At 61.7% G+C, this 24,365-nt stretch carries 21 protein-coding genes and 1 tRNA gene; 12 read left to right on the top strand and 10 right to left on the bottom strand.

Features of this window, described 5'->3' with window-relative positions; translation table 11 throughout:
* Positions 1-111: 111 nt before the first annotated feature.
* From J8Z04_RS00815 to htpG, 6 genes are all read left to right on the top strand, one after another.
* Positions 112-498 carry a hypothetical protein gene (locus tag J8Z04_RS00815; protein WP_152332651.1) on the top strand — a complete coding sequence of 129 codons (387 nt, stop codon included), beginning with the start codon at positions 112-114 and terminating at the stop codon, positions 496-498.
* Positions 499-561: 63 nt separating this feature from the next.
* On the top strand, positions 562-2,274 hold the full coding sequence (locus tag J8Z04_RS00810; RefSeq protein ID WP_192848681.1) for a copper resistance system multicopper oxidase: 1,713 nt from the start codon (positions 562-564) through the stop codon (positions 2,272-2,274).
* 161 nt (positions 2,275-2,435) lie between these two features.
* Complete coding sequence (locus J8Z04_RS00805; RefSeq protein WP_408610234.1) at positions 2,436-3,215, top strand: copper resistance protein B; 780 nt, start codon at positions 2,436-2,438, stop codon at positions 3,213-3,215.
* 282 nt (positions 3,216-3,497) lie between these two features.
* Positions 3,498-5,243 carry a Hint domain-containing protein gene (locus J8Z04_RS00800; protein ID WP_192848682.1) on the top strand — a complete coding sequence of 582 codons (1,746 nt, stop codon included), beginning with the start codon at positions 3,498-3,500 and terminating at the stop codon, positions 5,241-5,243.
* Positions 5,244-5,355: 112 nt separating this feature from the next.
* The gene (locus J8Z04_RS00795) at positions 5,356-6,153 is read left to right on the top strand and encodes an SDR family NAD(P)-dependent oxidoreductase (protein WP_192848683.1); all 798 of its coding nucleotides are present in this window, start codon (positions 5,356-5,358) and stop codon (positions 6,151-6,153) included.
* Positions 6,154-6,326: 173 nt separating this feature from the next.
* On the top strand, positions 6,327-8,201 hold the full coding sequence (gene htpG, locus J8Z04_RS00790) for a molecular chaperone HtpG (protein WP_043559091.1): 1,875 nt from the start codon (positions 6,327-6,329) through the stop codon (positions 8,199-8,201).
* Between the two features lie 71 nt (positions 8,202-8,272).
* On the opposite strand, the gene J8Z04_RS00785 is transcribed toward htpG, so the two are convergent.
* Both J8Z04_RS00785 and J8Z04_RS00780 read right to left on the bottom strand, forming a co-directional pair.
* On the bottom strand, positions 8,273-8,770 hold the full coding sequence (locus tag J8Z04_RS00785; RefSeq protein ID WP_143539845.1) for a DUF892 family protein: 498 nt from the start codon (positions 8,768-8,770) through the stop codon (positions 8,273-8,275).
* A gap of 86 nt (positions 8,771-8,856) precedes the next feature.
* Complete coding sequence (locus tag J8Z04_RS00780) at positions 8,857-9,837, bottom strand: bile acid:sodium symporter family protein (RefSeq protein WP_192848684.1); 981 nt, start codon at positions 9,835-9,837, stop codon at positions 8,857-8,859.
* 243 nt (positions 9,838-10,080) lie between these two features.
* Here J8Z04_RS00780 and J8Z04_RS00775 point away from each other — a divergent pair, with 243 nt between their 5' ends.
* On the top strand, positions 10,081-11,979 hold the full coding sequence (locus J8Z04_RS00775; RefSeq protein ID WP_081562421.1) for a glycoside hydrolase family 32 protein: 1,899 nt from the start codon (positions 10,081-10,083) through the stop codon (positions 11,977-11,979).
* A 57-nt stretch (positions 11,980-12,036) separates the two neighbouring features.
* Here the strand turns inward: J8Z04_RS00775 and J8Z04_RS00770 are convergent, their stop codons facing one another.
* The 7 genes from J8Z04_RS00770 to J8Z04_RS00740 all read right to left on the bottom strand — a co-directional run bounded on the left by J8Z04_RS00770 (position 12,037) and on the right by J8Z04_RS00740 (position 16,174).
* Positions 12,037-12,897, bottom strand: coding sequence for an aldo/keto reductase (locus J8Z04_RS00770; protein ID WP_192848685.1), 861 nt, complete (start codon positions 12,895-12,897; stop codon positions 12,037-12,039).
* Positions 12,898-13,061: 164 nt separating this feature from the next.
* A tRNA-Phe gene (locus tag J8Z04_RS00765) sits at positions 13,062-13,137 on the bottom strand.
* Positions 13,138-13,268: 131 nt separating this feature from the next.
* The gene (locus J8Z04_RS00760) at positions 13,269-13,466 is read right to left on the bottom strand and encodes a DNA gyrase inhibitor YacG (protein WP_043559082.1); all 198 of its coding nucleotides are present in this window, start codon (positions 13,464-13,466) and stop codon (positions 13,269-13,271) included.
* Positions 13,463-14,521, bottom strand: a complete 1,059-nt coding sequence (locus tag J8Z04_RS00755; protein WP_192848686.1) for a ribonuclease E/G — start codon at positions 14,519-14,521, stop codon at positions 13,463-13,465. Before J8Z04_RS00755 ends, J8Z04_RS00760 begins: the two co-directional genes overlap by 4 nt.
* Positions 14,522-14,527: 6 nt before the next feature.
* The gene (locus J8Z04_RS00750) at positions 14,528-15,148 is read right to left on the bottom strand and encodes a Maf family nucleotide pyrophosphatase (protein ID WP_154981062.1); all 621 of its coding nucleotides are present in this window, start codon (positions 15,146-15,148) and stop codon (positions 14,528-14,530) included.
* Between the two features lie 31 nt (positions 15,149-15,179).
* Complete coding sequence (gene infA, locus J8Z04_RS00745; RefSeq protein WP_043559458.1) at positions 15,180-15,398, bottom strand: translation initiation factor IF-1; 219 nt, start codon at positions 15,396-15,398, stop codon at positions 15,180-15,182.
* A 116-nt stretch (positions 15,399-15,514) separates the two neighbouring features.
* Positions 15,515-16,174, bottom strand: coding sequence for a DNA-3-methyladenine glycosylase family protein (locus J8Z04_RS00740; protein ID WP_192848687.1), 660 nt, complete (start codon positions 16,172-16,174; stop codon positions 15,515-15,517).
* Between J8Z04_RS00740 and J8Z04_RS00735 the strand changes: the two genes are divergently transcribed.
* From J8Z04_RS00735 to J8Z04_RS00715, 5 genes are all read left to right on the top strand, one after another.
* Entirely contained in the window at positions 16,173-17,336 is a 1,164-nt protein-coding gene (locus J8Z04_RS00735) for an energy transducer TonB (RefSeq protein ID WP_227449735.1), read from the top strand. The genes J8Z04_RS00740 and J8Z04_RS00735 overlap by 2 nt on opposite strands.
* A gap of 119 nt (positions 17,337-17,455) precedes the next feature.
* On the top strand, positions 17,456-18,475 hold the full coding sequence (locus J8Z04_RS00730) for a hypothetical protein (protein ID WP_181005222.1): 1,020 nt from the start codon (positions 17,456-17,458) through the stop codon (positions 18,473-18,475).
* Between the two features lie 327 nt (positions 18,476-18,802).
* Positions 18,803-20,938, top strand: coding sequence for a DnaJ domain-containing protein (locus J8Z04_RS00725; RefSeq protein ID WP_192848688.1), 2,136 nt, complete (start codon positions 18,803-18,805; stop codon positions 20,936-20,938).
* 160 nt (positions 20,939-21,098) lie between these two features.
* Complete coding sequence (locus tag J8Z04_RS00720; RefSeq protein ID WP_043559073.1) at positions 21,099-22,034, top strand: ribose-phosphate pyrophosphokinase; 936 nt, start codon at positions 21,099-21,101, stop codon at positions 22,032-22,034.
* 89 nt (positions 22,035-22,123) lie between these two features.
* Positions 22,124-22,720 (top strand): histidine phosphatase family protein, encoded by a 597-nt coding sequence (locus J8Z04_RS00715; RefSeq protein WP_192848689.1) that lies wholly within the window; start codon positions 22,124-22,126, stop codon positions 22,718-22,720.
* An 85-nt stretch (positions 22,721-22,805) separates the two neighbouring features.
* Here the strand turns inward: J8Z04_RS00715 and J8Z04_RS00710 are convergent, their stop codons facing one another.
* Entirely contained in the window at positions 22,806-24,365 is a 1,560-nt protein-coding gene (locus J8Z04_RS00710; RefSeq protein WP_081562414.1) for an efflux transporter outer membrane subunit, read from the bottom strand.

Genomic DNA, 24,365 nt, shown 5'->3' with positions numbered 1-24,365 from the left:
ATGATAAGGGATGGCAGGGGACTGTCTTCCCACAGGGGAGGAACCTTCCTGATCTGGTGTCCGTTCCGGAGCGAGAAAAGGCATTTCATGTCTGTTGGGCGGTTTTTTTGCATGATGATGGGAGTGGTGCTGTACCTGATGATGCAGCTGCCGTCTTTTGTCATGCCCATGGCCATGGTGGACGGCATGATGATGTCCGCGCCTGCGCATCAGCTTCTGCCTGCCCGTGACATCGCTTCTCCTGATGCCGTGATGGTTCCGCCGGGGGGGGGCATGGTGATGGAGGCGGCTGTTTCTTCCCGGCCGGATGCGGAAGAGGATATTGCTCCCTGCTGCCAGAGTCACCATGCTGTCTGTGAAGCCGGCCTGTTGCCGGAGGGGCAGAGGCTGGAACCGGCCGGTCTCTGGCAGAGGGCGGTCCCGTTTCACGATGTCAGGCTGCTGCTGCGTTCTGCTGTCGTGCTTCCCTGGCGCCCTCCAGCAATCCTGCCTGTCTGACCTGTCTCTGTGCTGCCTGTTTCCGGGCGGCATTTCTGTGTCACGTTTTTCAGGTAGTTTGTCATGTCACGTCATGTTTTGCTGCGCCGCCAGTTTCTGGGCGGGCTGGGCGCAGCTGGTCCGCTCATGGCTCTTCCAAGGCTGGGCCGGGCTGCGGCCGCCACGGCCGGGGCAGTGCCCCCGCTGGAGATGGACCTGCACATCACCCGCCGCAATGTCCGTATCGCAGGCCGCACCGGGGTAGGATATTGCGTCAATGGCCAGATGCCCGGCCCGGTTCTGCGTTGGCAGGAAGGGCGGGATGTCCGCATCCACGTTCATAATCACATGGATGAGCCAACATCCCTGCACTGGCATGGTGTCCGCCTGCCAAGTGATCAGGATGGTGTTCCGGGGTTGAGTTTTGCCGGGATTCCGGCAGGCGGACGGTTCACCTATTCCTTTCCGGTCCTTCAGAGTGGGACATACTGGTATCACAGCCATATGGGGCACCAGGAATCATCCGGTCTCTATGGTGCCCTGATTATCGAGCCAGCTGGTGCTTCGCTGCTGCCGAGGGCGGACAGGGATCATACGGTCCTGCTGTCGGACTGGTCGGATGTGTCTGCCAGCCAGATCATCAACAATCTCAAGATGCAGGATGATTACTACAATTTCCGGCAGCGCAGCCTTGCGTCCCTGCCGGAGGAAAGCCGCCGGGCTGGAGGGCTGATACCCGCTCTGAAGAGTCGCCTGCAATGGTCCCGCATGAGGATGAGTGCAACGGACATCTCGGATGTCAGCGGTGCCATCTATACCTATCTCATGAATGGTGAGGCCCCGGCACAGGGATGGAGCGGCCTGTTCCGCCCCGGTGAGCGTGTGTGCCTGCGGGTCATCAATGCCGCGGCCATGACGCTGTTTGATGTCCGCATCCCGGGGCTGGAGATGCAGGTTGTGGAGGCGGACGGGAATCCTGTCGTGTCCGTGCCGGTGGATGAGTTCCGCATTGCTCCAGGGGAAACATATGTCGTGATGGTGACGCCGTTGCAGGCACAGCCTTACACGATCTTTGCCCAGAGCGAGGACCGCACCGGCCATGCCCGTGGCACGCTGACACCTCGCCCTGGCCTGTTGGGGCCTGTCCCTCCCATGGACCCCCGGCCCGTGCGGGGGATGGTGGACATGGGCATGGCCATGCCCATGATGAAGGGCATGAAGGCGATGGGGGACATGCCCATGTCCCCTCCCGTGGAGCGGACTCCGGCGGATGAAATTGATGATCCCGGCCCGCCCCCCCTGAATGTGGAAAACCAGAACATCGCCACCCATCCGGTGGAGCGTGTCGGCAGTCCGGGAGATGGGCTGGAGGGAACGGGCCGCCGGGTTCTGGCCTACAGTGATCTGGTGGCGTTGCGTCCGCCGCCAGACCAGCGACCGCCTTCACGAGAAATCATCCTGCACCTCACAGGCAACATGGAACGGTACATATGGGGGTTCAATGGCCGGAAATATTCCGAATCCGGGCCGATCCATCTGGCCCGTGGTGAGCGGGTCCGGTTCACGGTCATCAATGACACGATGATGGAACATCCCCTTCACCTTCATGGCCTGTGGAGTGAGCTGGAAAATGGGGCGGATGACCAGCACCGTCCCCTGAAACATACCGTCATTTCACAGCCGGGGTCCCGCATGAGTGTTCTGGTCACGGCGGATGCGCCGGGTGTGTGGGCTTATCACTGCCATCTCATGTATCACATGCAGACAGGCATGTTCCGGGAGGTGGTCATCTCATGATGGGAAAAGACATGCTGCCCCTGGGGCTTGTCGCCTGCTTTCTGGCCCTGCCAGCCCAGGCCATGGATGATATGGCTGGATCGGCCCGACCGGGCCAGACGATGGCTCATGACATGTCCGGAATGGCCATGGATGATATGGATATGTCGGACATGGCAGACATGGAGATGCCGACCACGGCGCCTCCGGCTGTGCAGAAAGCCCCGCCAGCGCCTTACCAGGTGCGGAAGAAAACACCGCATGTCGTTCACAGGGCTGTTGATGCCCCCGGCCCTGTCGTGGATATTGGCCATCATATGCAGGCCATGGACATGGGCCGCTGGTTCCATGGTGTGCTGGATGAGTTTGAGGGGCGCTACCAGGCGGGTGGCCGGTCTTCACTCCGTTGGGATGGGGAGGCCTGGTATGGTGGCGACTACAACCGCCTCTGGCTGAAGAGTGAAGGCACCATGACGAAAGGCAGGGTCCGTGACGGAGACCAGGAACTGCTCTACAGCCGGGCCATATCCACCTATTTCAACCTTCAGGGGGGCCTCCGGCTGGACCTGGACAGTGGTCCGACCCGTGCCTGGGGAGCGGTTGGTGTGGAGGGACTGGCCCTGTACCAGTTTGAGGTGCAGGCGACCGGTTATTTCAGTGACCGTGGCGTGGCGGGACGGTTTGAAGGGTCTTACGACATCCTGCTGACCAACAGGCTGATTCTCCAGCCACAGGTGGAGCTGAATCTGTATAGCCGGGCCGATCCCCGGCGACAGGTCGGATCAGGCCTGTCGGACATCGATACCGGGTTGCGCCTGCGGTATGAGGTCTGGCGCAAGATGGCTCCCTATGTGGCTGTTACATATGATTCCCCCCTCACCCAGGGACGCCACATGGCCCGGAAGCGAGGCGAGCGGGCAAGTGAGGCCCGTTTCACGTTCGGAATCAGGAGCTGGTTCTGAAATAATGGTAACAGCCTGCCCTGCCGGCTCTGGCTTGGCCGGCGGGCTGTTCCCTCCCCTTTTTTAAAGAAAAACAGGTTACTGTGACAGATTCTTTCCCAGATTAAGTTCTTTCTGGGGTGTTTCAGGAAAAGGTTGCTGTAAATATTCCTTTAATATGAGAACGGAAAATGGTTTATTTCAACATTATTTGATCAACAGGAGCTTACCTGTAATCTTTTTTTAACCCCTGTTGCCTTAAGGCGGCCCTGTCATCGAACATGATGAAGGTCAGGTTATCTTATGGCAACGGCGTTGGTCAGGGTGTCAGCCGGAACGGCTACCGTTTACAGCAGCGGGTCTCTTTCCAGCCTGGTGGGCTTGGGGGCCATTTCTTCCATTGTCGTAACCCGAACAGATCAGACACCGCCCAATGATCCGGTGAAGGTGGATCTGTCGTCGATCCTGGGTCAGTTGCGGGGAGACTGTACCATTACCGTTCAGGGCGGGGCCACGGCCTATGTCGGGGGTGGCCTGGTCAATGTCGGGGTGGTGAACGGGCTGACCCTGAATGGGGGGCGGCTGGTTATCCAGTCCACCCTGCTCAGTGCTTCGCTGGGCTCGACCATCACGGTAGGCCCCAATGCTGGCGAGCTGCGGATAGAGTCACAGGGCTTTGGCGTGAGTGTCGATTTCCCCGTGAAATTCGTGGATGCGCAGGGCAATCCCACAACCAGAATTCCGCCCAATTTTGTCATGGATTTCCCCAACACCCAGTCGGTGGGAGCTGTCTATAAGCCTTCGACGAACCAGACCGTGATTGGTGATGGCGTGAGCGCACTGGGCCTCATCAACGTCGGACGGACGACCACGCTGGAAGGGGACCCGTTCAATCTGAGGGTCAATGGCAAACCGCAGACGGATTTTTTGGGTGGGCTCACGGGGTATGGCTATACGTTCAGCCGCAACAACGGTCATGATGATGGCAGGAATGGTGTCATCACCTGCTATCTGGCTGGCAGCCTGATCCGGACCGAGACGGGTGACGTGCCCGTGGAGGTGCTGACGGTGGGGGATGCCGTGGCCGTTTTTGCACCGGATGGCCAGCCGCAGGGCTTCAGGCGGGTAAAGTGGGTAGGCCAGGGCCGTGTGACTGTTCAGCCAGCTCTGCCAGATGATGAAGCTGGCTGGCCAGTGCGCATCCGTCGTGGCGCCCTGGGGGCCAATATCCCCCACAAGGACATGCTGGTGACGTCGGAGCACTGCCTCCTGCTGGAAGGGCACTTCGTGCCGGTCCGCATGTTGGTCAACGGCAGTTCCATTGTCTATGACCGGAGCCTTGAGGAGTACGAGTACTGGCATTTCGCCGTAGAGCCGCACGCCATTGTCGAGGCGGATGGAGCCCTGACAGAAAGTTACCTGGATACGGGCAACCGGCAGGGATTTGTCTCCCAGGCGGGGCAGTGGGCGGAAGGGGCCCGGGGCTGTTGGGAGACGGATGCCGCCGCTCCGCTGGGGGTCAGCCGGACATTTGTGGAGCCCCTGCATGAGGCGATCCGGCGGAGGTCTGGAGGCCGGATGGAGAAGCCGGGCGAGCTGGTGGATGAGCCGGATCTGATCGCCCTGACTCCTTCCGGTCAGACCCTGCCGCTGGTGCGGCAGGCGGGGCAGCGTTACCTGTTCCGCCTTTCCGAAGGATGCAACGAGATATTGCTTGTCTCCCGTGTCAGTCGCCCCTGTGATGTCATCGGTCCGTTTGTGGATGACAGACGCTGGCTCGGGGTGCTTGTCAGCCAGATACAGCTCTTCTGGGAGGATGGAGAACGGAAAAATGTGACGGAATTCCTCTCTGCACCCCGGCAGGATGGCTGGGATGTACAGGAGGCTGCCCCCTGCCGCTGGACAAACGGGGCGGCCCGCCTCGTGCTACCGGTGCATCCGGGCAGGAAACAGCCGCTGTTCGTGTCGGTCGAGGTCCTGGCAGGAGGGCCGTATCTTGCCAAAGCCCGTCCGACCGAAGGAATCCGTCTGGGGGGAGGGATGTTCTGACAGGACCGGCTCCGGGGCGGCATGGTGGACAAGCCATGCCGACCTGCCCATTATCTGGGTGCGATGGCCATTCAGGGCCATGCGTGATGAGATATAGGGGAGGAGCTGGATCATGGCACAGGGCAGAACCGTACTGGTAACCGGGGGAACGTCCGGTATCGGGCTAGCAAGTGCAGAGACGTTCGCCCGGGCGGGGGACAGCCTCATCCTGCTGGGCAGCAGCCCGGAGCGTGACTACACCAAGGCCGTGCAGGCGGTGCAGGCTGCCGGGCGTGAGGCCGGGCACGACGTGCAGGTCTGTGCTCATGGGGTGAACATCACGGATTTTGATGCCGTGAAGGCCCTGCTGAAGACCATCAGCGACAGGGTAGGCCTGCTGGACGTGCTGGTCCATTCCGCAGGTGTTTTCTTCAACACGCCCATCACGGATGAAACACCCGATGCGTTCGACAGGGTGATGCGCATCAACGTCAATGGCATGTGGCACATCGTGCAGGCCGCCCTGCCTTTCATCCGGCAGAAAGAGGGTGACGTGCCGGGCGGGAAGGTCGTGGCCATTTCGTCCATCTGCGGATTTTACAGTTTTGCCGGCTATGCGGGCTATGCCGCCAGCAAGGCGGCGGCCACGGCTCTGGTCCGCAGTCTGGCCCTCGAGCTCGGCCCGCTGGGCATCAACATCAATGCCGTGGAACCGGGCCGCGTGAAGACCTCCATGCATGATGCGCTGATCAACGATCCCTCACAGGTGGATGCCCTCAGGGCCGTGGCGGAGGCCAATCCCAGCAAGCGGACCTTCTCCTCGCCGGAGGACATCGCTGCCGTGGTGCAGTTCCTTGCCAGCCCGGGGGCGGTGGCCCTGCACGGCTCGGCCATCGTGGTGGATGAAGGAACATCGCTCGGTCTCGTCTAGGCCATACATCCCGTCATCATGATGCTGGAGCTTGAGGTCTCCCCCGGTGCGGGGATGCTTGAAAGCCGGGGAGGCCTCTCCCATATCTGCTCCATCTTTCAGCGGCGGGGCAGGCTGGCCGCCGAAGATGGAGCACATACGGAGCCTGCCATTTTGGAGGAGAGCAACGCATCATGAGTGATGGCAAAAACGCAGCGGAGATGCAGCAGCACAGTTTCAGTGCCGAGGTCGGGCAGCTGCTCGATCTGGTTGTCCATTCCCTTTATTCCGATCGGGAAATCTTTCTGCGTGAGCTGGTCGCCAATGCGGCTGATGCCATGGACAAGCGGCGGTTCGAGGCCCTGACCAACCCGGCCCTGTCCCTGCCGGAGGTCCCGTCCATCCATATTTCCACCGACAAGGACGCAAAGACCATCACGCTGTCCGATGACGGACTGGGGATGAGTCCGGAAGAGCTGACCCAGAATCTTGGCACCATTGCCCGTTCCGGCACCAAGGCGTTTGGTGAGAAGCTGAGCAATGCCAAGCCGGAGGAGCGTCCGAACCTGATCGGTCAGTTCGGTGTGGGTTTCTATTCCGCCTTCATGGTGGCGGACAAGGTGGATGTTGTCTCCCGCCGTGCCGGTGAGGATGTGGCCGCCCGCTGGGTGTCCGAAGGCAAGGGCTCCTACAGCCTTGGCCCTGCCGAGCGTGACCGCCCGGGCACGGACATCGTCCTGCACATGAAGGATGATGCTGAGGAATTCATCGATCCGTGGCGCCTGCGCAGCATCATCCGCAAATGGGCCGATCACATCGCCTGGCCAGTCGTGCTGCACGAGCCGGACGAGGATGGCAAGGAGAAGGAAGAGACCATCAACGAGGGCAAGGCCCTCTGGCTGCGTCCGAAATCCGAGATCACGTCCGAGGAATATACCGAGTTCTACCGCCATGTGGCCCGTGCGTTTGATGAGCCGTACGCCACGCTGCACTGGAAGGCCGAAGGCACGGTCGAGTTCGCTTCCCTGCTGTTCCTTCCCGGTGCCCGTCCGTTCGACTTCATGGAGCAGAGCAGCCGTGAAAGCCGCCTGCACCTGCATGTGAAGCGCATGTTCATCACGGATGAAGCCAGTCTGGTGCCGAACTGGCTGCGTTTCGTGCAGGGTGTGGTCGATACGGATGACCTGCCGCTGAACGTCTCCCGCGAGATGCTCCAGTCCACGCCGGTTCTGGCCCGCATCCGCAAGGCCGTGACCAAGCGTGTCATCAGCGAGATCAAGAAACGGGCGCAGGAAGGTGGCGAGTCCTTCACCGGTTTCTGGAACAATTTCGGCCTCGTCATCAAGGAAGGGCTGTGGGAAGATTCCGAACACCGGCAGGAAATTGCCGAGTTCTCCCGCTTCCACTCCACACATGATGATGAGCTGACGACGCTGGACGACTATATCAGCCGCATGAAGCCGGAGCAGGAGACCATCTATTATCTGGTCGGGGACAATCTGAAGGCCCTCAGGGCCTCCGCCCAGCTGGAAGGGTTCCGTGCCCGTGGGCTGGAAGTCCTGCTGCTGTCTGATGCCGTGGACAGCTTCTGGCCGGACCGTCTCCATTCCTACAAGGACAAGACCTTCCGTTCCGTGGCCCAGGCGCATGGTGATCTCGAGAAGTTCGCACCGGAAGCCGAGGAGCAGGGCGAAGCAGCCAATGTCGAGAAGCTGACCCCCGCCCTGAAGGACGCTCTTGGCGAAGCGGTGAAGGATGTCCGCAGCACCGTACGTCTGACAGGCAGTGCCGTGGTGATGACGAGCGAGGGGGGGCCGGACCTGGCCATGCAGCGTCTCATGCGCCGTTCCGGTCAGGAGATGCCTGCCCTGCCGCCGGTGCTGGAGATCAACCCCCGCCATCCGCTCATCCGTGCGCTGGCCGAACGTGTGGAGAAGGGCGAGAGCGTCGCAGAACATGCCCGCATCCTTCTGGACCTTGCCCGTGTTCAGGAAGGCGAGGCCCTGCCCGACCCCAGCGGCTTTGCCCGCACGCTCGCAGGCCTGCTTGCCGGGACTGTCGAAAAGTAATCTCAGGCAGATCGTCTGATGAAAAGGAAGGGGCTGCACGCCGGGTCGTGCAGCCCCTTTTCTGTTGAGCCTCAGTCTTCGTCCGTCAGCAGCGCAGGCAGGACTTCCTTGAGGCTGCGGGACGCATTCCGGCTGTTCTGGCGCAGCTCCGTGAGGATGGCGGCATCCTCTGTCAGGGAGAGTTTTTCTGCCAGCAGCAGGAGCAGGGCAAGGGAGGTACGCAGCCGGGCGATGCAGCCCGCAATGTCCAGCATCACGCCCAGAAGATGGACAGGCACATCCCCCGAGGGAAAGCAGGTCACCACCGTGTCCAGCAGGCCAGAGAGCGTGTCGGAGTCGTTGCGGGGTTTTTCCCCATGCGTGCGGAGGAGGTGGGCGACCTGCCGCTCCTGCTCCCGGTTCTGGTCCAGGATGGTGGTGATCCAGTGCTGGAGAGGGGGGGGAGCGGCCGGACGGCTGAGCAGTTCCAGCAGGCTCTCCCGCAACGTGCCCGTCAGGACCAGATGGGCATGGAGGCGGTCACGGTAAGTACGGCGTATGGAGGGCTGTTCGGCAGGATGACGTGGCACGTCTGTCTCCATGACGAAAAGGGGAAGGAAACCTTCATGGGTGCCCTGTCCTTCGGCGGAAGGCAAGCCCGTTCCAGTGGAGCTGGTCAGGTTTCGGGCGGCTGCTGGGGACGCTGTGCATAATGGCGGGCGATGACGGTGCAGACAAAGAGCTGGAGCTGGTGGAAGATCATCAGCGGCAGGACGATGATTCCGGCCGAACCGGGAAAGATGACGCTGGCCATGGTCACGCCGGATGTCAGGGCCTTCTTGGAGCCGCAGAACTGTAACGTGATGTCATCCTCGATGCTCTGGCCCATCATCCGGCCCAGCAGATAGGTGAGCCCGAGGGCCAGGGCGAGCAGCAGGGCATCCGCCACCCCGACACCGGCCAGCAGGATGAGCGGAATGCGATGCCACAGCCCCTGAAGCACCGCTGCACTGAAGGCGGAATAGACCAGCACGATGATTGAGCCACGGTCACTGCATGAGATGAGAAACTTGTGGCGGTGGACAACCGGCCCCAGCCAGCGTTGCACGCACTGGCCCAGAATGAAGGGCAGGAGCAGTTCTTCTGCCACGTTCAGGATGGTCTGAAGACCAGACCCGCCACTGCTGCCGTGATCAAAGAAAAGGCCACAGAGCAGGGGGGTGATGAGGATGCCCAGAATGTTCGAGACCGTGGCCGCACAGATGGCGGCCGGGACGTTGCCCCGGGCCATGGAGGTCAGGGCAATGGAGGACTGTATGGTGGAGGGCAGGCAGCAGAGGAACAGCATCCCGGCCCAGAGGTCCGGCCCCAGAAAACCGGTGGAGGACAGCCGGTGGGCGAGCCAGGACATGCCTGCCCCGAGCAGGGGGAACACGGCAAAGGTGATGAGCAGCGTGCAGCCCTGCAACCGCCAGTTTTTCACGCTGTCGAGCAATGCACGGCGTTTCAGCTTTGCTCCCTGGAAGAAGAACATCAGCATGATGAGCAGTGATGTCAGGCGGGAGAGCCAGGGCTGCCACACAACAGGGCAGGGCAGGAAGGAGGCCAGCAGAACAGCGCCGATCAGGCACATCAGGAAAGGATCAAGGCGTTTCATCGGGCGGTGTCCCTGCAAGGCTGTGGCATCATGGTGGCGAAAGCGTGCCCTGTATGGGGCCGCTGGTACAGGGGGACGGTAAAACAGAAGGTCCGGGCTGCCAATGCGTGGCACCAGGGAAAGATGTCCGTTCCGTGTCACGGTCAAGGAATGGCTTGCCAGAGAGGGCTGGAAAGAGGCATTTTCCCGGCAGGCCTTCGGACAGGGCCATCTCCATCAGATCGTAGAGAGGGGGGTCAGAGGATGACCGTCAATCGACGTATGGTTCTGGGATCATTTCTGGCGGCAGGTGCCCTTCTGGGCAATGGCAGAGCCCGTGCAGCCGTTGGGGGTGGAGGCAGCGCCGCACCGGCACAGCCCAACAATGCCCATGCCGAGCCGGGCAATGCGGCGGCGGCGGCTCCGCAGCCCGTGCATGAGACACTGGCCGACAAGCAGTACCGCCCCCGCATCCATTTTTCACCCTCCACCGGGTTCATGAATGATCCGAACGGGCTGATCTTTGATGGACGCTATTACCATCTCTATTACCAGTACAATCCGTTTGGGCCTTATGCAGGCCATGTGCACTGGGGCCATGCCGTCAGCACGGACCTCTATACATGGCAGGATCTGCCGATTGCGATTCGGGAGACGGAAGCCGGAGAGGCCTACAGCGGCTGTGCCGTGCTGGACAGGGACAACCGTTCTGGTCTGTTTCCGCCCCGCACGCAGGACAAGCCTCAGCCGGGGTCGGTCGAGACAGCTGCCCAGAAGGCCGCCCAGCTTTTTCCGTCATTGCCGGAGGATGAGCAGGCACGGCGCCTTGTGGACAGGCAGTCGCACGATCTTCTGAAAGGGGCGAATTCCTCCCCCAGCCTGCTGAAGGAGCTGGGGGATGATCCTGTCTCCCGCGAGCAGTCACCCGTCCCCATGTCTCCGGCCCTGCCGCCAATGGCGGGCGGCCTGGTCGCCATCTATACACGGGCAACGCCGCAGCGGCAGACGCAGTATATCGCCTGGAGCCCTGACGGAGGGCAGACGCTGAAGGATTATGAAGGGAACCCGGTGCTGGATATCGGGCACAATTCCTTCCGTGACCCCAAGGTGTTCTGGCATGCCCCGACTGAAAAATGGGTCATGGTCGTGGTGCGCTCCCGGGAGCACAAGGTGTCCTTTTATGGGTCATTCGACCTGAAACACTGGATGCATCTGAGCGATTTTGGCCCATCTGGCATTACTGGCGTGGATTATGAATGTCCGGGGCTGGCCGAGGTAGAGGTGGAAGGCGAGACGCCCGGTGAAAAACGCTGGGTCCTGTTCGTGTCCATCAATCCCGGTGGACCGCAGGGGGGCAGCATCACGCAGTATTTTGTCGGCCAGTTCGATGGTGAGCGCTTCACGCCGGATGATACGATCGTGGATCTGACAGATTTCGGCAAGGACAGCTACGCCCTCCAGACTTACGAGAACATGCCGGGCAACCAGACGGTCTATGTCGCCTGGCTGGACAACTGGCAATATTGTGAGGAGCTGCCCAACAAAAGCTGGCGTGGCGTCATGACCATTCCTCGCAAGGTTGTGCTGCGGCGTGACACATCAGGCTGGCTGCGTATCGCCCAGACTCCTTATGCTCTGGAGGCCCTGCGGCGTCCTGCCATCCCATTCACCCTGTCCCGTCTGGAGCCCCAGAGCAGTCGGCAGGTGTCTCTGCCTACCGGCGAGGCCGTGGAGCTGCTGCTGGATGTCTCTCTGGAAGACCGGGGCAGTACCCTGCCAGATGGAGACCATGGGCGTGCCGGACGTTTTGTCGTGGCCTTCTCCAACCATCAGGGAGAGAGCCTGAGCATCGGTTTTGATGGTTTCTCCTGCCAGCTCTGGCTGGACAGGAGCAACCTGCATGGCTTTACCCATCCCTTCTTCACGGGCACCTTCTCTTCTGCCCTTGTCCCGGGCAGCCGCCGTTTCAACCTGCGGATCGTGCTGGATGCCTGTACGCTGGAGGTCTTCGCCAATGAGGGCATGTCCGTCGGCACGGCCCTGATCTATCCGGCCAACCCTCTGGAGACGCTGAGTTTCCAGGTCACCAATGCGGCAGCTGTCATTCATCAGATGGCTCTGTATCCCCTGCGGCAGACGATGGACCGCATGGAACAGGGGTAACGGCCCTTTGTTCTGGCGCCCCTCTCTGCCCCGAAGGTGGGAGGGGCGCCGTTTCTGTCAGATGACAGCCAGCGTTTCCTTGCCATCAGGTGGCGGGAAGGCTGCATCAAGGGCCGCCAGATCGTCATGGGAGAGCCGGATTTCCTGAGCGGCGATGTTGAGGGCCTGATGATGGGGCGTGCCGGCTTTGGGAATGGCGATCATGTTCCTGCGACGCAGCACCCATGCCAAGGCGATCTGCGCCGGTGTGGCGCGGCCGAGGCTGGTTTCATGCTGGTGGGCAATGGCCCGCAGGGCAGGGTGATGCAGCAGCTCGCCCCCTTGGCCGATCGGGCAATAGGCCATGCTGGTGATGTGCGCCTGTTCGTCCCGTGGCAGCAGGTCATACTCCGTGCCACGATATTCCAGGCTGTAGAGAATCTGGTTGACGAGAGGATAGGCTCCCAGCTCAGCCAGATCGTTCATGTCGGCCGTATCGAAATTGGAAACCCCCCAGTCCCGGATCAGCCCCCGTTCCTTCAGTGTTTCAAAGGCGTAGAGCGTTTCGGTGAAGGGAGTGGAACCGGGCCAGTGCAGGAGATAAAGGTCCAGATGGTCCGTGTTGAGATGTCTCAGCGAGCGTTCGCAGGCCTCTATCGTTCCTCTGGAGGTGGCATTGCCCGGCAGGACCTTGCTGATGAGAAATGCCTGATCCCTTCGCCCCCGCAGGGCTTCGCCGACCACCTCTTCTGAGCGGCCATGGCCGTACATTTCTGCCGTATCGATGATTCTGAGGCCAGAATCCAGCCCGCTCTGCAGGCTGTGGACTTCGTGGGCCCGCAGGGCTGCATCATCGCCCATACGCCATGTGCCCATGCCGAGCGCTGGAAGCGTGATGCCGTTTCTGAGTGTGACAGTAGGATAGGGAGTCGTGGTCATATGATATCCTTCCCTTGGGCACGGACGAGCGGACTCGCCCCCGTGTGCATAGGGTAAGCCTGTGCCGGACGGAGGAAAAGGCATTTCGCACGGAGGTTCTGCCACGCCATGGGAGAAGAGGCGCTTTGTGGCGGACGTCAGCCAGTTTTTCAGGGAAATAAAAATGGTGCCCAAGGGCGGGATCGAACCACCGACACTGCGATTTTCAGTCGCATGCTCTACCAACTGAGCTACTTGGGCACCGGGCCATGGCAGCAGGGCCACCCGGCTATGGAGAGGGGTTTACCCTATGCAGGGCGGGTTATCAACCCTCTTTGCAGAAGAAAATGCACGGATCAGCGGGCTGATTCAGCGGGTTATGACCCCCGGGATCAGGGCCTGTGGCGGGAGGTTTCCTCCGCCAGCCGTGCGGCCTCGGCCTCCAGTTCTTCCGGGTCGTTGTCCTGCCGCAGGGACGGCACACGGTAATCCCCCTTGAACCAACGGCCAAGGTCCACATCAGCGCAGTGCTGGGAGCAGAACGGGCGGAAGGCGGGCATGGTGGGTTTCTGGCAGATCGGGCAGCTCATGAGAGACTCCAGCAGGATGATGGAGGCACGGGATGACTGAGGAGGGTAAGGCGATGGCCTGTGAGATGGAAGAGGTCTTCCAGCGCCCCGGAATCGGCTTCAAGTGCCTGGATGATGGCTGGTGGTGCGTGGAGCCGGTCGCCCTTCAGCCCCTCACTGGCGATGTGCTGGAGGATGGCCAGCCCTTGCCCGTGGGGTGAGGCGTACAGCTCATGCAGCGGGGCCCGATGGCGGGGGCGGGTCATTTCCAGCAGGCCGCCGGGCGTGATGCCGGTGATGCGGGGCTGGAGCGGGTCCTGCTCCCTGTCCGCTGCCTTGCGGAGGAACGGGACAAGGGCGGGCCGTTTGCTGCTGCGGACACCTGCCGGGTCGATCAGGATGGTACCGGAGAGATTGCGTAGCCGGATTTCCCGCAGGAGTGGGCCGAAACAGGCCAGATTGGCGGCAAAGTCCGGGGTCTGATGGGCGTCCAGATCAATGGCGGTGAGGGCATGGGTGGGCGTGATATGGGCTGTCAGCGGTCCGACCTGGGCATCCGGGCTGGTCAGGGCGGCCCAATCGGCCTCCAGAACCTCATCAAAGCTGCGGCTCACCCGGTGCAGGCGGGCATGAAGACGGGGCGGCAACCGGGCCGCCAGGGCGGCACTGTCGGTCAGGATGGGGCAGTCTGATGGGGCCAGCCCCAGAATCTCATCCAGTGGCGTGGGACCGGATGTGAGACGGCGGGGGGCGGTTCCGGCCTCCATGTCCTCCGGCCATGGGAGGGCACGCAGGCGCAGGCCCTTGCCATTCTGTGCCGAACGGGTCACCTGGGCACGGACGAGACTGCCTTCGGGAGGGAGTTTGCGCCCTTTCATGAAGCCCGTACAGGCTGGACTGGCCAGCTCGACGAAAGCCCCGCCCAGGGCTGGCGCATGGGCGGTGATGCGGACGATATGGACATCCCCCCAGCCATCCGGCGCACCGGGCCGCCAGAGGGCAGCATCCAGCAGCGCATCGTCCTTCAGCAGGGCGATGCGGATTTCTCCGGGCGCACTGGCAAGACGGATTTCCATGCCGTGTCAGCGCAGCCAGTGCTGTCCGGCGGGCAGGGGCTGACCCCGGAGCAGCTGGGCGGTCTCGAACAGGGGCAGGCCGATCACGCCGGAGGGGCTTCCCCCGACCTGTCGGATGAAGGCGGCCGCCTGCCCCTGAAGGCCATAGCCACCAGCCTTGCCGTGCCAGTCTCCCCCTTCGATGAGGGCGTCAATCTGCCGGGGTGTCAGGCGATTGAAGATGACGTGGCTTTCCACCACACGCTCGCAGTAGCGGCCTTCGGCCCAGTCTGCTGTCGGCTGGCAGACCACGGCGGTGAAAACCTTGTGGCGGCGGCCGGAGAGAAGGGTGAGGCAGCGGCGGGCTGTCTCGGCATCTTCTGCTTTGGGCAGGATGCGCCGCCCGGCCGCCACGACCGTGTCAGCCCCGATGATGAGGGCGGGACCATCATGGCGGGCGGCGACATGGGCCGCCTTGGCCCGGGCCAGCCGCAGCGCATGGGGACGGGGAAGTTCGTCCTTCTGCGGGGTTTCATCCAGGTCTGCCGGGCAGACAGCATCCGGCTCCACCCCGATCTGGCGGAGCAGGGCGATGCGGCGGGGCGAGGCAGAGGCCAGGATGAGGGCGGGCCGGGAGGAATCAGCCATGAGGGAAGAGATGGTCCTGTCTTCCGCTGTCTTACTTGAAGCGGAAGGTGATGCGACCCTTGCTGAGGTCGTAAGGGGTCATCTCGACATTGACCCGGTCACCGGCCAGCACGCGGATGCGATTCTTGCGCATCTTGCCGCTCGTATGGGCGAGAATGGTGTGCTCATTGTCCAGCGTGACGCGGAACATGGCATTGGGCAGAAGCTCAGTCACCGTGCCGGTAAATTCGATCAGGTCTTCTTTAGGCATGAATATCCCTTGCAGGAAGTGGGTAGAAACTGTGTGGGCCACGGGCCAGCTCTGGAGAGGCCTGGCCTGCAGCCCCGTCATGACGGCGCATTATGTGCGGGCACGGAGGTGGGACGTCAAGGTTTTTTGCTGGGTGGAGCGGGATCAGGCAGGCGGGCTTTGGCCTGCCAGCAGTACCATGCCAGTGTGGAGCGATGGGGACTGAAGCCCATCGTGGCGTCCCGCAGCTGGCGGGGTGTGGGGCGGACAGGCAGTTTTTTCAGCCTCTTCCATCCTTCCTGAACGCCAAGATCGCCCGCTGGCAGGATATCCGGCCTGTTGAGATGGAAGATGAGCAGCATTTCGACTGTCCATTGTCCCACGCCACGCAGGGCTGTCAGCTGTTTTATCAGTGTGGCGTCATCCAGCTGGCGGGCTTCAGCGAGGCTGGGCACCAGCCCGTCCAGCCGTCCCCGGGCGATGGCCCGCAGGCTGGCGGCCTTGGTGGCGGAAAGGCCGCAGCGGCGCAGGGTGGCATCATCAAGGGCCAGAAGTTCCTGTGGTGCAGGGGGCGGCCCGTTTTCGTCATGGTCGGCCCCAAGGGCGCAGAGACGCCTGAAGATGGTCCTGGCCGCAGCATTGTGGAGCTGCTGGCCCGTCACAGCCTTGATGAGTGAGGCATAGGGATCGATTGTCTGCGGGTCTGGCGCAGCCTGTTCGTGCAGGCGGCAGGGGCCGACGGTGGCGATGAAGGCTGCCAGATCGGCATCCCGGGCAAGGCAGGCAGGTGGATGCATGGAACGGACTTTCTTCATGGGGCTGATGGTGGTGGAAGGGGGTTACACAAAAGTAGCGGTGGGGCACTTTTCCGGTGATGACAATATGGCCCTTTTTGAGGCACAAGGGAGGGGTCATGATCCTTATCAGTCTGCGCCCCTCTTTTTGCCAGCGGGTTTTCCGCCCGTGACGATGCAGGACGCCCCTTTGCAGAGGCGCCGGGAGCGGCTGGGAGATCATGCCGAACCCGTGGCCGGGTTGCGGACTGAAGCGCGCACCCCCATGCGGCGGACGCAGGTTCTGGTCGATCCACCACTGTTCGGGCCGCTGTTTCTGGCGGCCAGTGTCCATGGCATTGCCCTCTGGCTGATGATGCAGACCAGCGCTGCCGTGCATGGTACGCCAAATGGTGCACAGCAGCCGCAGGTGGAGATGGTGTTTGATGCCCCTCCGGCAAAGCACAGCATGAAGGGGGAGCCGACACATGAGGTTGGTGGTGCGGCCAGCGCTCCGGCGCCGACCACGCCGGAGGAGGCAACCCCAGCCCCGATGGAGCCGACGCCTCACACGCCGTCTTCCCCGCCGACGGCCCCCTCACCTACCGGGGAGCTGACCCGTGCGGAGATGTCGGAAAAGCCGCTCTCCAGGGCTGCTCCCCGTCGCCCCCGCCGGAGCCGGGCAACCCCGACGCATCAGCGTATGACCCGGCAGAGCGAGACGAACCCTTTCGCTCACCCGATGGATCTGTCCTTTGATGGTGAGCCAGCCTTGCATCCTCACAAGCGGGGGCGCCATGGGGGGACACGGGGGCCGGTCGATTTCTCTCTCGGGCCGCTCAGCCTGAATGGGCAGATCAATGCGCCGTACAAGACGAGCAGCAGTGTCCGGGGTGTCAGCTCCGATTATGGGAGCGAGATTGACCGTTGGGTGCGGAACCACATGTTCTACCCTGATGAGGCTGTGCAGAACGGGGAGGAGGGGCCATCCTCCGTCCATGTAGTGATTGACAGGAGCGGGAAGGTCATCCGTGTGCGGCTGACGGATTCATCAAACTCTTATGCGCTGGATGCCGCCACGACAGGCATGTTCCAGGGGGCGCAGCTCCCTCCCGTTCCGCCGGACATGCAGGGTGACCATTTTGATCTGGATGTGACGATCCATTACATGCTGATCCGCCATTAGGGGCTCTGGCCAGCGCTCCCCCTGTGGTCAGGAGAGGGAAAGGGCGTTAAGTTGCGGGGCCTGCCGGTCGGGTCCGGTCGGCTCTTGTCCAGAAATATTGCAGGGAAAGTGGGCTGTTCATGCGCTTCTGTCGTAAGCTGCTGCTATCAGGGCTGTGTGTGCCTCTTCTCGGACTGGGGGGGTGCCTGCAGGTGTACAAGCCATTTGCCCATAATCCGGGCAATCAGGCCCAGCATCTTGTCAGGGACAACATTCCGCCTGCCCGGCTGGCCGTGCCTGTTCCCGTGCCAGAGAAAGCGCCATGGCGGGCGCCTACGGCCATGTGGGCACGGGATGTCGTGATCGCCCTGGTGGGGCAATCCATTCCTGCCGTGGCGAAGGTGCCGGAGCCGGGGGACTGGTGGGTCAGGCTGGGGGCTGTCCGGGCGGAGAATGGGGGTATCCGCCCCCGCTATGCGATTGTCGGGCCGGATGGCAAGGTGAAGGCCCGTGGCTTTGGTGCCGTGATTGATGAGGAAGGCTGGCGCAGCGCCGACCCGGCGGCCCTGAACACGGTGGCCCTCCAGATGGCCCCGGAAATCGCCCGTGAGCTGACAGAGATACAGACCCGCATGATGATGGATGACCCGCAGAGTCTCATGCACCGTTCGGCCCGCATCTGTTTCGAGGGGGTACAGGGCGCCCCGGGTGATGGCAACAAGTCTCTGGCCGAGGCGTTCTACATGATGCTGCCGGACAGCCACAACAGTGTGCAGACCACACGCACTGGGGCGGATTACATCGTGAAAACCGTGGTCAGCATCAAGCCTTCACCGGATGCTCCTCCGCCGGGAGAGGGGCCGAAACAGCAGGTTACCATCGTCTGGCACGTGACAACCCCACAGGGCGTGGAGGCCGGGGCAGCCACTCAGGTTCATGATGTTCCCGCACATTCTCTGGATGGCCCATGGGCTGATGTGGCCGGCGCTGCGGCGCAGGAGGCTGCCGAAGCGGTGAAGACCATCGTTACCAACTATTCAGGCCGGTCTCGCAAGGCGGCGACGGCTCCGTCCGATATTGGCGGGGATGCGTCCCGTGAGAAGGATGGCATGAAAAAATTCGTTGCAGGGCCGGAGCCGGAGGGCAGTGCCTCCAGATGATGGCAGCCCAGCCTTTCTGGGAACAGACGGAACGGGGACATTTCCTGCCGCAGGGAGTGTCCCCGTTTCTCTGAAATCCCGCACAGGATAGACGTCTCCTCGAATGGACAGGGTGTATCAACCAACTTATACAGGTTGCAGATTGATATTTGCTGGCCTGTCATGCGTTCCATTTTTCTGAAATGTCTACTGGTTTCATGGGCCGTTGTGCATTGTCAGCCTGTATTGGCCGACGTTTATCATCCTGACTTTGACTGTAGCCGGATGGACAGGAACGAACCGGGACAGGTTCTTCTCTGTTCGGATTCTGATTCAGCCAGAAGTGAATTGGTTCTGGATCAGGCCTATTATGCCCTGCGCCATCAGAGTGCGGCCTACAGTCTTCCCCAGCTGAAGGCGGAGCTGATCCATGATCTTGCACCGTTGCAGGCGTGTTTTTCACCGGCGGGTGTGCAGGGAGAGAGCCAGGCCCAATGCTACCAGCGGGTTGTGGCGCAGGTTGCGGACAGATACCGCTCCCGCCTGACAGGTCGTGCGCATGAGGAAGCGACCCGTCCGATTGATGCCCATATTGCCCTGCAAAGAAAACTGCAGGCGCTCGGCTTTCTGCCGGCTGCCGTCGTGCTGGATGGCGTATATGGCGAGGCGACCCGGCGGGCCATCCTGCGCTGGCAGGAGCAGGCCGGGCAGCCCAGCCGGGACGGATTTCTGGGAGATGATGATGCCAGGGTGCTGATGCCGGACCTGGCTGTTGCTCCGGCCCCATCTGAGGCTTCTCCGTCCCCACCTGAACGTGCTGCACCCCGTCAGGCAGAGGCAGGCACAGTCGGCGGGGATGGACCGGTTGCGTCCATCCTGCGGCAGAGTGGAACAGCCGGTGCGGCCGGGCCTCAGCCATCCCCGCCGTCTCCAGACAGTACGGCTTCCCAGCAGGAGGCTGCATCTCCCCAGACAGAGGATCATGAAACGGCAGGGGGACTTTTTTCCCTGCTGTCCGTGCCGTTCTGGTTGCTGGGGGCTGTCATTCATATGTGCGGGGCCGTTCTGGCGGGCGTCTGGCACGTGTTGATCTTCATCCTTCTTTTGCCCGTAAGGCTCGTCCGGTTGATCTGGAGCTTCATCACCTGGCTGTTCAGCTGGAAGGGGCTGCTTCTTTTGATTGTCGGTCTGATTGTGAATGGCCTCCGCTCTGCAGAAAAGAAGGATGATTCCGCCCAGTCGTCAGAGTTTCCGTCCAGGGAGGAAGAGGAGGCCTATCAGCAGTCCGGACTGTTGTGGAGCAGCTTTTATGAGGGGACAGGGGTTCGCCCTATAAAGGATCTCATCGAACTTCTTCTGGAGAAGCGCAGGGATGACGCTTTCGATTTTCTGAAGGCTCTGCTGGAAAGGGAGGCAGGGTCTTTGCCTGCCACCCTGCGGGTCCTGTTCTTTCAGGCCCGGCAGGAAAAGAGCTGGAAAGGCTTCCAGCGTTTTTCCATAGAGGTTCTGGCGTTTCTGCGGGAGCATTTTCAGGCAGGCAGTGAAGAGGCGGCGCAGGAGCAGCAGGAGCGGGAACAGGCCTATCGCCGGGCCAGACAGTCCGGCTCCGCCCCACCGGAGGATGAGCCCTGGCATATCGTGCTGGAGGTTTCTGCAACGGCCTCTGCCGAGGAGATCACGGCCTCATACAGGCGGTTGATGAAGCAGCATCACCCGGACTGCTTTGCGCAGGAGGGAGGTGCTGCCTACGAGGCAGCCGTGGTAAAAAGCAAGAAGATTACCGAAGCCTACCGCTATGCCAAAACACTGAAACAGTTCTCGGAAAAGACAGGCCGGACGTCCCGGCAGAAACCGGAACCTGAGACGGATCCGCCACCTTCCGGCTTCGCCTCCAGCAGGGAGCAGGAAGCGTATCAGGCGGTCGGGATGATGTGGGCTGGCTGGATCAGCGAGCTGGCTCTTGCTGATGGTCAGCTTCTGCTGGACCATCTCGTGGCCCGGCGCCTGCGGGAGGCGTTCCGGTTTCTGTCTGCGCTGGTGCAGCCGATGGGTGGCGAGACCGCCCGGAACGTGCTGGAGGAGCTGGAGGCTGGCCGTTCATGGCAGGATTTCCGGCGTTGTTCGGTGCATGTGCACGGTCTGCTGCTTCAGGTGAACAGGGCAGAGACGGCCAGAAAGCGGCGGCGGCAGGAACAGCAGAGAGCCTGGGAGAGGGAAGAGGCAGAGCGGCGGCGTGAACAAGCCCGGCGGGACTGGCAGCGGGCCAGAAATGCGCCCCCCGCGGACAGGGCCTGGCATGTTGTGCTGGAGGTCTCCGAGGGGGCTTCCAATGAGGAGATCACCAGTGCCTACAGGCGGCTTGTCAAGCAGCACCATCCAGACCGTTTTGCCCATGTTGGTGGGGACGTCTATCAGGAGGCTGTCCGCCGGACGGCGGAAATCACACAGGCCTATCGTTATGTGCGGCAGTACCGGCGGTTCTGACCTGTGGGCGTGGACGGGAGAGCATACGGCATTTCATGGTAAACAGGTGGTAAATTAATCGTTCCGAAATAGGTCTGCTGGAAAATCATGACATTGATCGGGCGGGCTGATAGAAGGAGCTGAACCGCATCTTACCGTCCTTCTATGAAAAGTACCCGTCATGAAGATCGTTGCCTGCAACAGTAACCTGCCTCTGGCCCAGGCTGTGGCTGATGAGCTTGAAATCCCTTTGTGCAAGACATCCATTCGCCGCTTTGCGGATGGTGAGGTGTTTGTCGAGATTCAGGAAAACGTGCGTGGGGAGGACATGTTTGTCCTTCAGAGCACCTGCATGCCAACCAATGATCATCTGATGGAACTTCTCGTCGTGCTGGATGCCCTGCGGCGCGGCTCTGCACGCCGTGTCACGGCGGTGATGCCTTATTTTGGCTATGCCCGGCAGGACCGCAAGTCCGGTCCCCGCACGCCCATCAGTGCCAAGCTTGTCGCCAATCTGCTGACAGAAGCGGGTGCCAACCGCATCCTGACGATGGACCTGCATGCCATGCAGATTCAGGGTTTTTTCGATATTCCCACGGACAACCTCTACGCAGCACCGCTCTTTGTGCGGGACCTGATTTCCCGTCACCCGGACCCGGGAAAACTGATGATCGTTTCGCCGGATGTGGGTGGGGTGGTGCGGGCCCGTCAGCTGGCCCGCAGGCTGAATGTGGACCTGGCCATCATCGACAAGCGTCGTGAGCGCGCTGGTGTGTCTGAAGTGATGAATGTGATTGGCGATGTGTCCGGCCGTTTCTGCGTACTGGTGGATGACATCATTGATAGCGGCGGGTCTCTCTGCAATGCTGCTGAAGCCCTGATGAAGCACGGTGCTGCCGGGGTGGAGGCCTATGTGACGCATGGTGTGCTGACAGGCAATGCCTGCAAGCGGGTGCAGAGCAGCCCGCTTTCCATGCTGACCCTGACAGACAGCATCCCTGCGACGGATGAGCTGAAGGCAACGTCCAACATCCGGCAGATTCCTACGGCCAATCTGCTGGGCCGTGCCATCCGGGCCGTGGCGGATGAAAGCTCGGTCTCCACTCTTTTTGACTGAGATCTTTTTGATTGAGAGGTGCTTTGCGTGGCCAGGGGCATGAGACAGGTCCCGCCACGCTCTGACGGGATTTTGGGGAGGGTCAGGAAATGACACAGCTTCGGGCAGAACCGTACTGGTTTCTCCGTCATGGTGAAACGGACTGGAATGCACGCCATCTCTCCCAGGGGCGGACGGATATTCCCCTGAATGAGACCGGCCTAACACAGGCCCGCCTGGCAGGCCGCCAGCTGGCAGACCTGTTCGAGGCGGGGATGCGGCCCTTCACGCATATCGTAAGCTCTCCGCTCAAGCGGGCTTTCGTCACAGCCGAGCATGTGCGGGATGCGATCCGGGATCGGACGGGCCTTGATCTGCCGCTGATAAAGGATGCAGACCTTCAGGAGGTCAGCTTTGGTGTGCAGGAAGGCCAGCCGATGGGAGATTGGTACAATACATGGATCAACGGCACGTTTGTCCCGGAAAAGGGTGAGGATTTCCTCACGCTGAAGACCCGTGGTGTCCAGGCGCTCAACAGGGCGCAGGAGGCTGGAGAGGGAGCCCCCCTGATCGTGGCGCATGGGGCATTGTTCCGTGGGCTGCGGGCAGCCATGGGGCTGGAGATCAATGTACGTCTGCCCAATGCCGTACCGCTGAAGGCCATGCCGGAGGAAGAAGGCTGGGTGCTGAAACTGCTTTCGGCCTGAGATTTTCCCCGCTGAAGAAAAGGCCGCTTCCGTCTCTGTCAGGAAGCGGCCTTTTTCATGTCTGGATGGTTTGGCGGCCGTCAGCTTACCACGGCACAAGCGTGGTGGAGAGGCGTTTGGCATCCTTCGGGCTGACACCGAGGTCATTGCGGTTCCACCATCCCCCGCCGAGAGCCTGGAACAGGCCGACCGTATCGGAAAGGCGGGTGACCTTGTCCTGTGCGACGGAAATCTGGTCCTGCGCCACGGCCATGCGGGCCTGTGCCACGTCAATCTGGCTGTTGTCCCCCAGCCTGTGCTGGGCTTCTGCAATGTGCAGGGCCTGTGTGGCGGCGTCCAGCCCATTCTGGTCGGCCAGAAGTGTGCTGCCATCCAGCTCTACGGCATGGAGGCTGTCTGCCACATCGCTGACGGCAGACATGATGGCAGCCTTGTAATATTCCTTGGCCTGTTCGTAATTGGCTTTGGCTTCCCGCTGGGCATGAAGCAGTGACCCTCCCTGGAAAATGGGTTGGGTGACCGTGGCAGCCAGCATCCAGTTGCCCATCCCGGGTTTGAACATCTTGCTCATGCTGTCCACAGCCTCGCCAGGCAGGGCACTCAGCTGCACATTGGGGAGGCGGTTGGCAATGGCAATGCCGAGCTGCGCCCCGGCAGAGCGGATCTGCGCCTGTGCAGAGGCGATGTCAGGCCGTTGCAGGAGGAGCTGGGCCGGCAGGCTGACGGGCAGCTGATGCGGCAGGGTGAAGTCTTTCAGCTCGAAGATGGGCAGGTCCGCATTGGGGCTGAGGCCCACCAGAGTGGCCAGCTGGTCCCGGGTCTGGGCAAGCTGTGTCCGGAGAGGAGGTAGATCCGCCTGAAGTTGCGCCAGCGAATCCCGCAGCAGGAGCTGGCTCTGGCGGGACTGGTCCCCCAGGCCGACCTGATTCTGATTGATGCGAACCATGGCTGCCTGCTGGGCGATCAGAACTTCCTTGGCACGGATCTGCTCACGGAGACCCGCCTCGGTGATGGCCGTGTTGACGATGTTGGAGATCATCGTCAGCGTCGTGGCCTCCAGCTGGAAGCGCTGGATATCCGCCTGGGCTTTGGCGTTGCGAATGGCAAGGCGGGAGCCACCCCAGAGATCGGGCACATAGCCGATGTTCAGCTGGGCCGTGTGCAGGTTATAGAGCCATTCATTATTGTTCGGCACGGGCGAGAGTGCCTTGGAGGTCTTGTTGCGTGTCGGAATGAACTGGGCAGAAATGCTCGGATAGAGTGACGCCCCCTCAACACGGCGCTGCTCCCATGCTGCCCGCAGGCCAGCCTGCATGGCTTTCAATGTCTGGTTGTTGGTCAGGGCCAGCTCCACCATCTGGTTCAGACGGGGATTCTGGAAGGCCTCCCACCATCTGCCGGGAACATCTGCCCCGGAGATGAACTGCTGGCGGTGGAGGAGGCTGTCGCTGCTTCTGTCCCGTCCAGCTTCAGACTGGGTGATGTTCTTCTGGCTGTATCCTGTCCTCTCTGGCAGGGGGGGAATGTCCTTGGAGGAAGGGCCGACAATGCAGCCCCCCAACCCGGCAGCCATGCCGCCAAGAAGAACACTGGCCAGCAATCGGGAGGAACGGCCCCTCATGCAGGGGGTGGAATGCTGTTTCAT

Origin of the sequence: Bombella apis, assembly GCF_018221685.1 — a bacterium.
Classification (GTDB): Bacteria; Pseudomonadota; Alphaproteobacteria; order Acetobacterales; family Acetobacteraceae; genus Bombella; species Bombella apis.
Note: the sequence above shows the minus strand (reverse complement) of the source record. Positions and strands in the feature narration are given on the sequence as shown.

What these genes read in the sequence shown, in the direction of transcription:
- J8Z04_RS00770 (WP_192848685.1), bottom strand. Translation starts at nt 12,897, where the DNA reads ATGACCACGACTCCCTATCCTACTGTCACACTCAGAAACGGCATCACG.
- J8Z04_RS00810 (WP_192848681.1), top strand. Translation starts at nt 562, where the DNA reads ATGTCACGTCATGTTTTGCTGCGCCGCCAGTTTCTGGGCGGGCTGGGC.
- J8Z04_RS00730 (WP_181005222.1), top strand. Translation starts at nt 17,456, where the DNA reads ATGCGCTTCTGTCGTAAGCTGCTGCTATCAGGGCTGTGTGTGCCTCTT.
- J8Z04_RS00710 (WP_081562414.1), bottom strand. Translation starts at nt 24,365, where the DNA reads ATGAAACAGCATTCCACCCCCTGCATGAGGGGCCGTTCCTCCCGATTG.
- J8Z04_RS00735 (WP_227449735.1), top strand. Translation starts at nt 16,173, where the DNA reads ATGGAACGGACTTTCTTCATGGGGCTGATGGTGGTGGAAGGGGGTTAC.
- J8Z04_RS00805 (WP_408610234.1), top strand. Translation starts at nt 2,436, where the DNA reads ATGGAGATGCCGACCACGGCGCCTCCGGCTGTGCAGAAAGCCCCGCCA.
- J8Z04_RS00740 (WP_192848687.1), bottom strand. Translation starts at nt 16,174, where the DNA reads ATGCATCCACCTGCCTGCCTTGCCCGGGATGCCGATCTGGCAGCCTTC.
- J8Z04_RS00755 (WP_192848686.1), bottom strand. Translation starts at nt 14,521, where the DNA reads ATGGAAATCCGTCTTGCCAGTGCGCCCGGAGAAATCCGCATCGCCCTG.
- J8Z04_RS00775 (WP_081562421.1), top strand. Translation starts at nt 10,081, where the DNA reads ATGACCGTCAATCGACGTATGGTTCTGGGATCATTTCTGGCGGCAGGT.
- J8Z04_RS00780 (WP_192848684.1), bottom strand. Translation starts at nt 9,837, where the DNA reads ATGAAACGCCTTGATCCTTTCCTGATGTGCCTGATCGGCGCTGTTCTG.
- J8Z04_RS00795 (WP_192848683.1), top strand. Translation starts at nt 5,356, where the DNA reads ATGGCACAGGGCAGAACCGTACTGGTAACCGGGGGAACGTCCGGTATC.
- J8Z04_RS00815 (WP_152332651.1), top strand. Translation starts at nt 112, where the DNA reads ATGATGATGGGAGTGGTGCTGTACCTGATGATGCAGCTGCCGTCTTTT.
- J8Z04_RS00760 (WP_043559082.1), bottom strand. Translation starts at nt 13,466, where the DNA reads ATGAGCTGCCCGATCTGCCAGAAACCCACCATGCCCGCCTTCCGCCCG.
- J8Z04_RS00720 (WP_043559073.1), top strand. Translation starts at nt 21,099, where the DNA reads ATGAAGATCGTTGCCTGCAACAGTAACCTGCCTCTGGCCCAGGCTGTG.
- J8Z04_RS00715 (WP_192848689.1), top strand. Translation starts at nt 22,124, where the DNA reads ATGACACAGCTTCGGGCAGAACCGTACTGGTTTCTCCGTCATGGTGAA.
- infA (WP_043559458.1), bottom strand. Translation starts at nt 15,398, where the DNA reads ATGCCTAAAGAAGACCTGATCGAATTTACCGGCACGGTGACTGAGCTT.
- J8Z04_RS00800 (WP_192848682.1), top strand. Translation starts at nt 3,498, where the DNA reads ATGGCAACGGCGTTGGTCAGGGTGTCAGCCGGAACGGCTACCGTTTAC.
- htpG (WP_043559091.1), top strand. Translation starts at nt 6,327, where the DNA reads ATGAGTGATGGCAAAAACGCAGCGGAGATGCAGCAGCACAGTTTCAGT.
- J8Z04_RS00750 (WP_154981062.1), bottom strand. Translation starts at nt 15,148, where the DNA reads ATGGCTGATTCCTCCCGGCCCGCCCTCATCCTGGCCTCTGCCTCGCCC.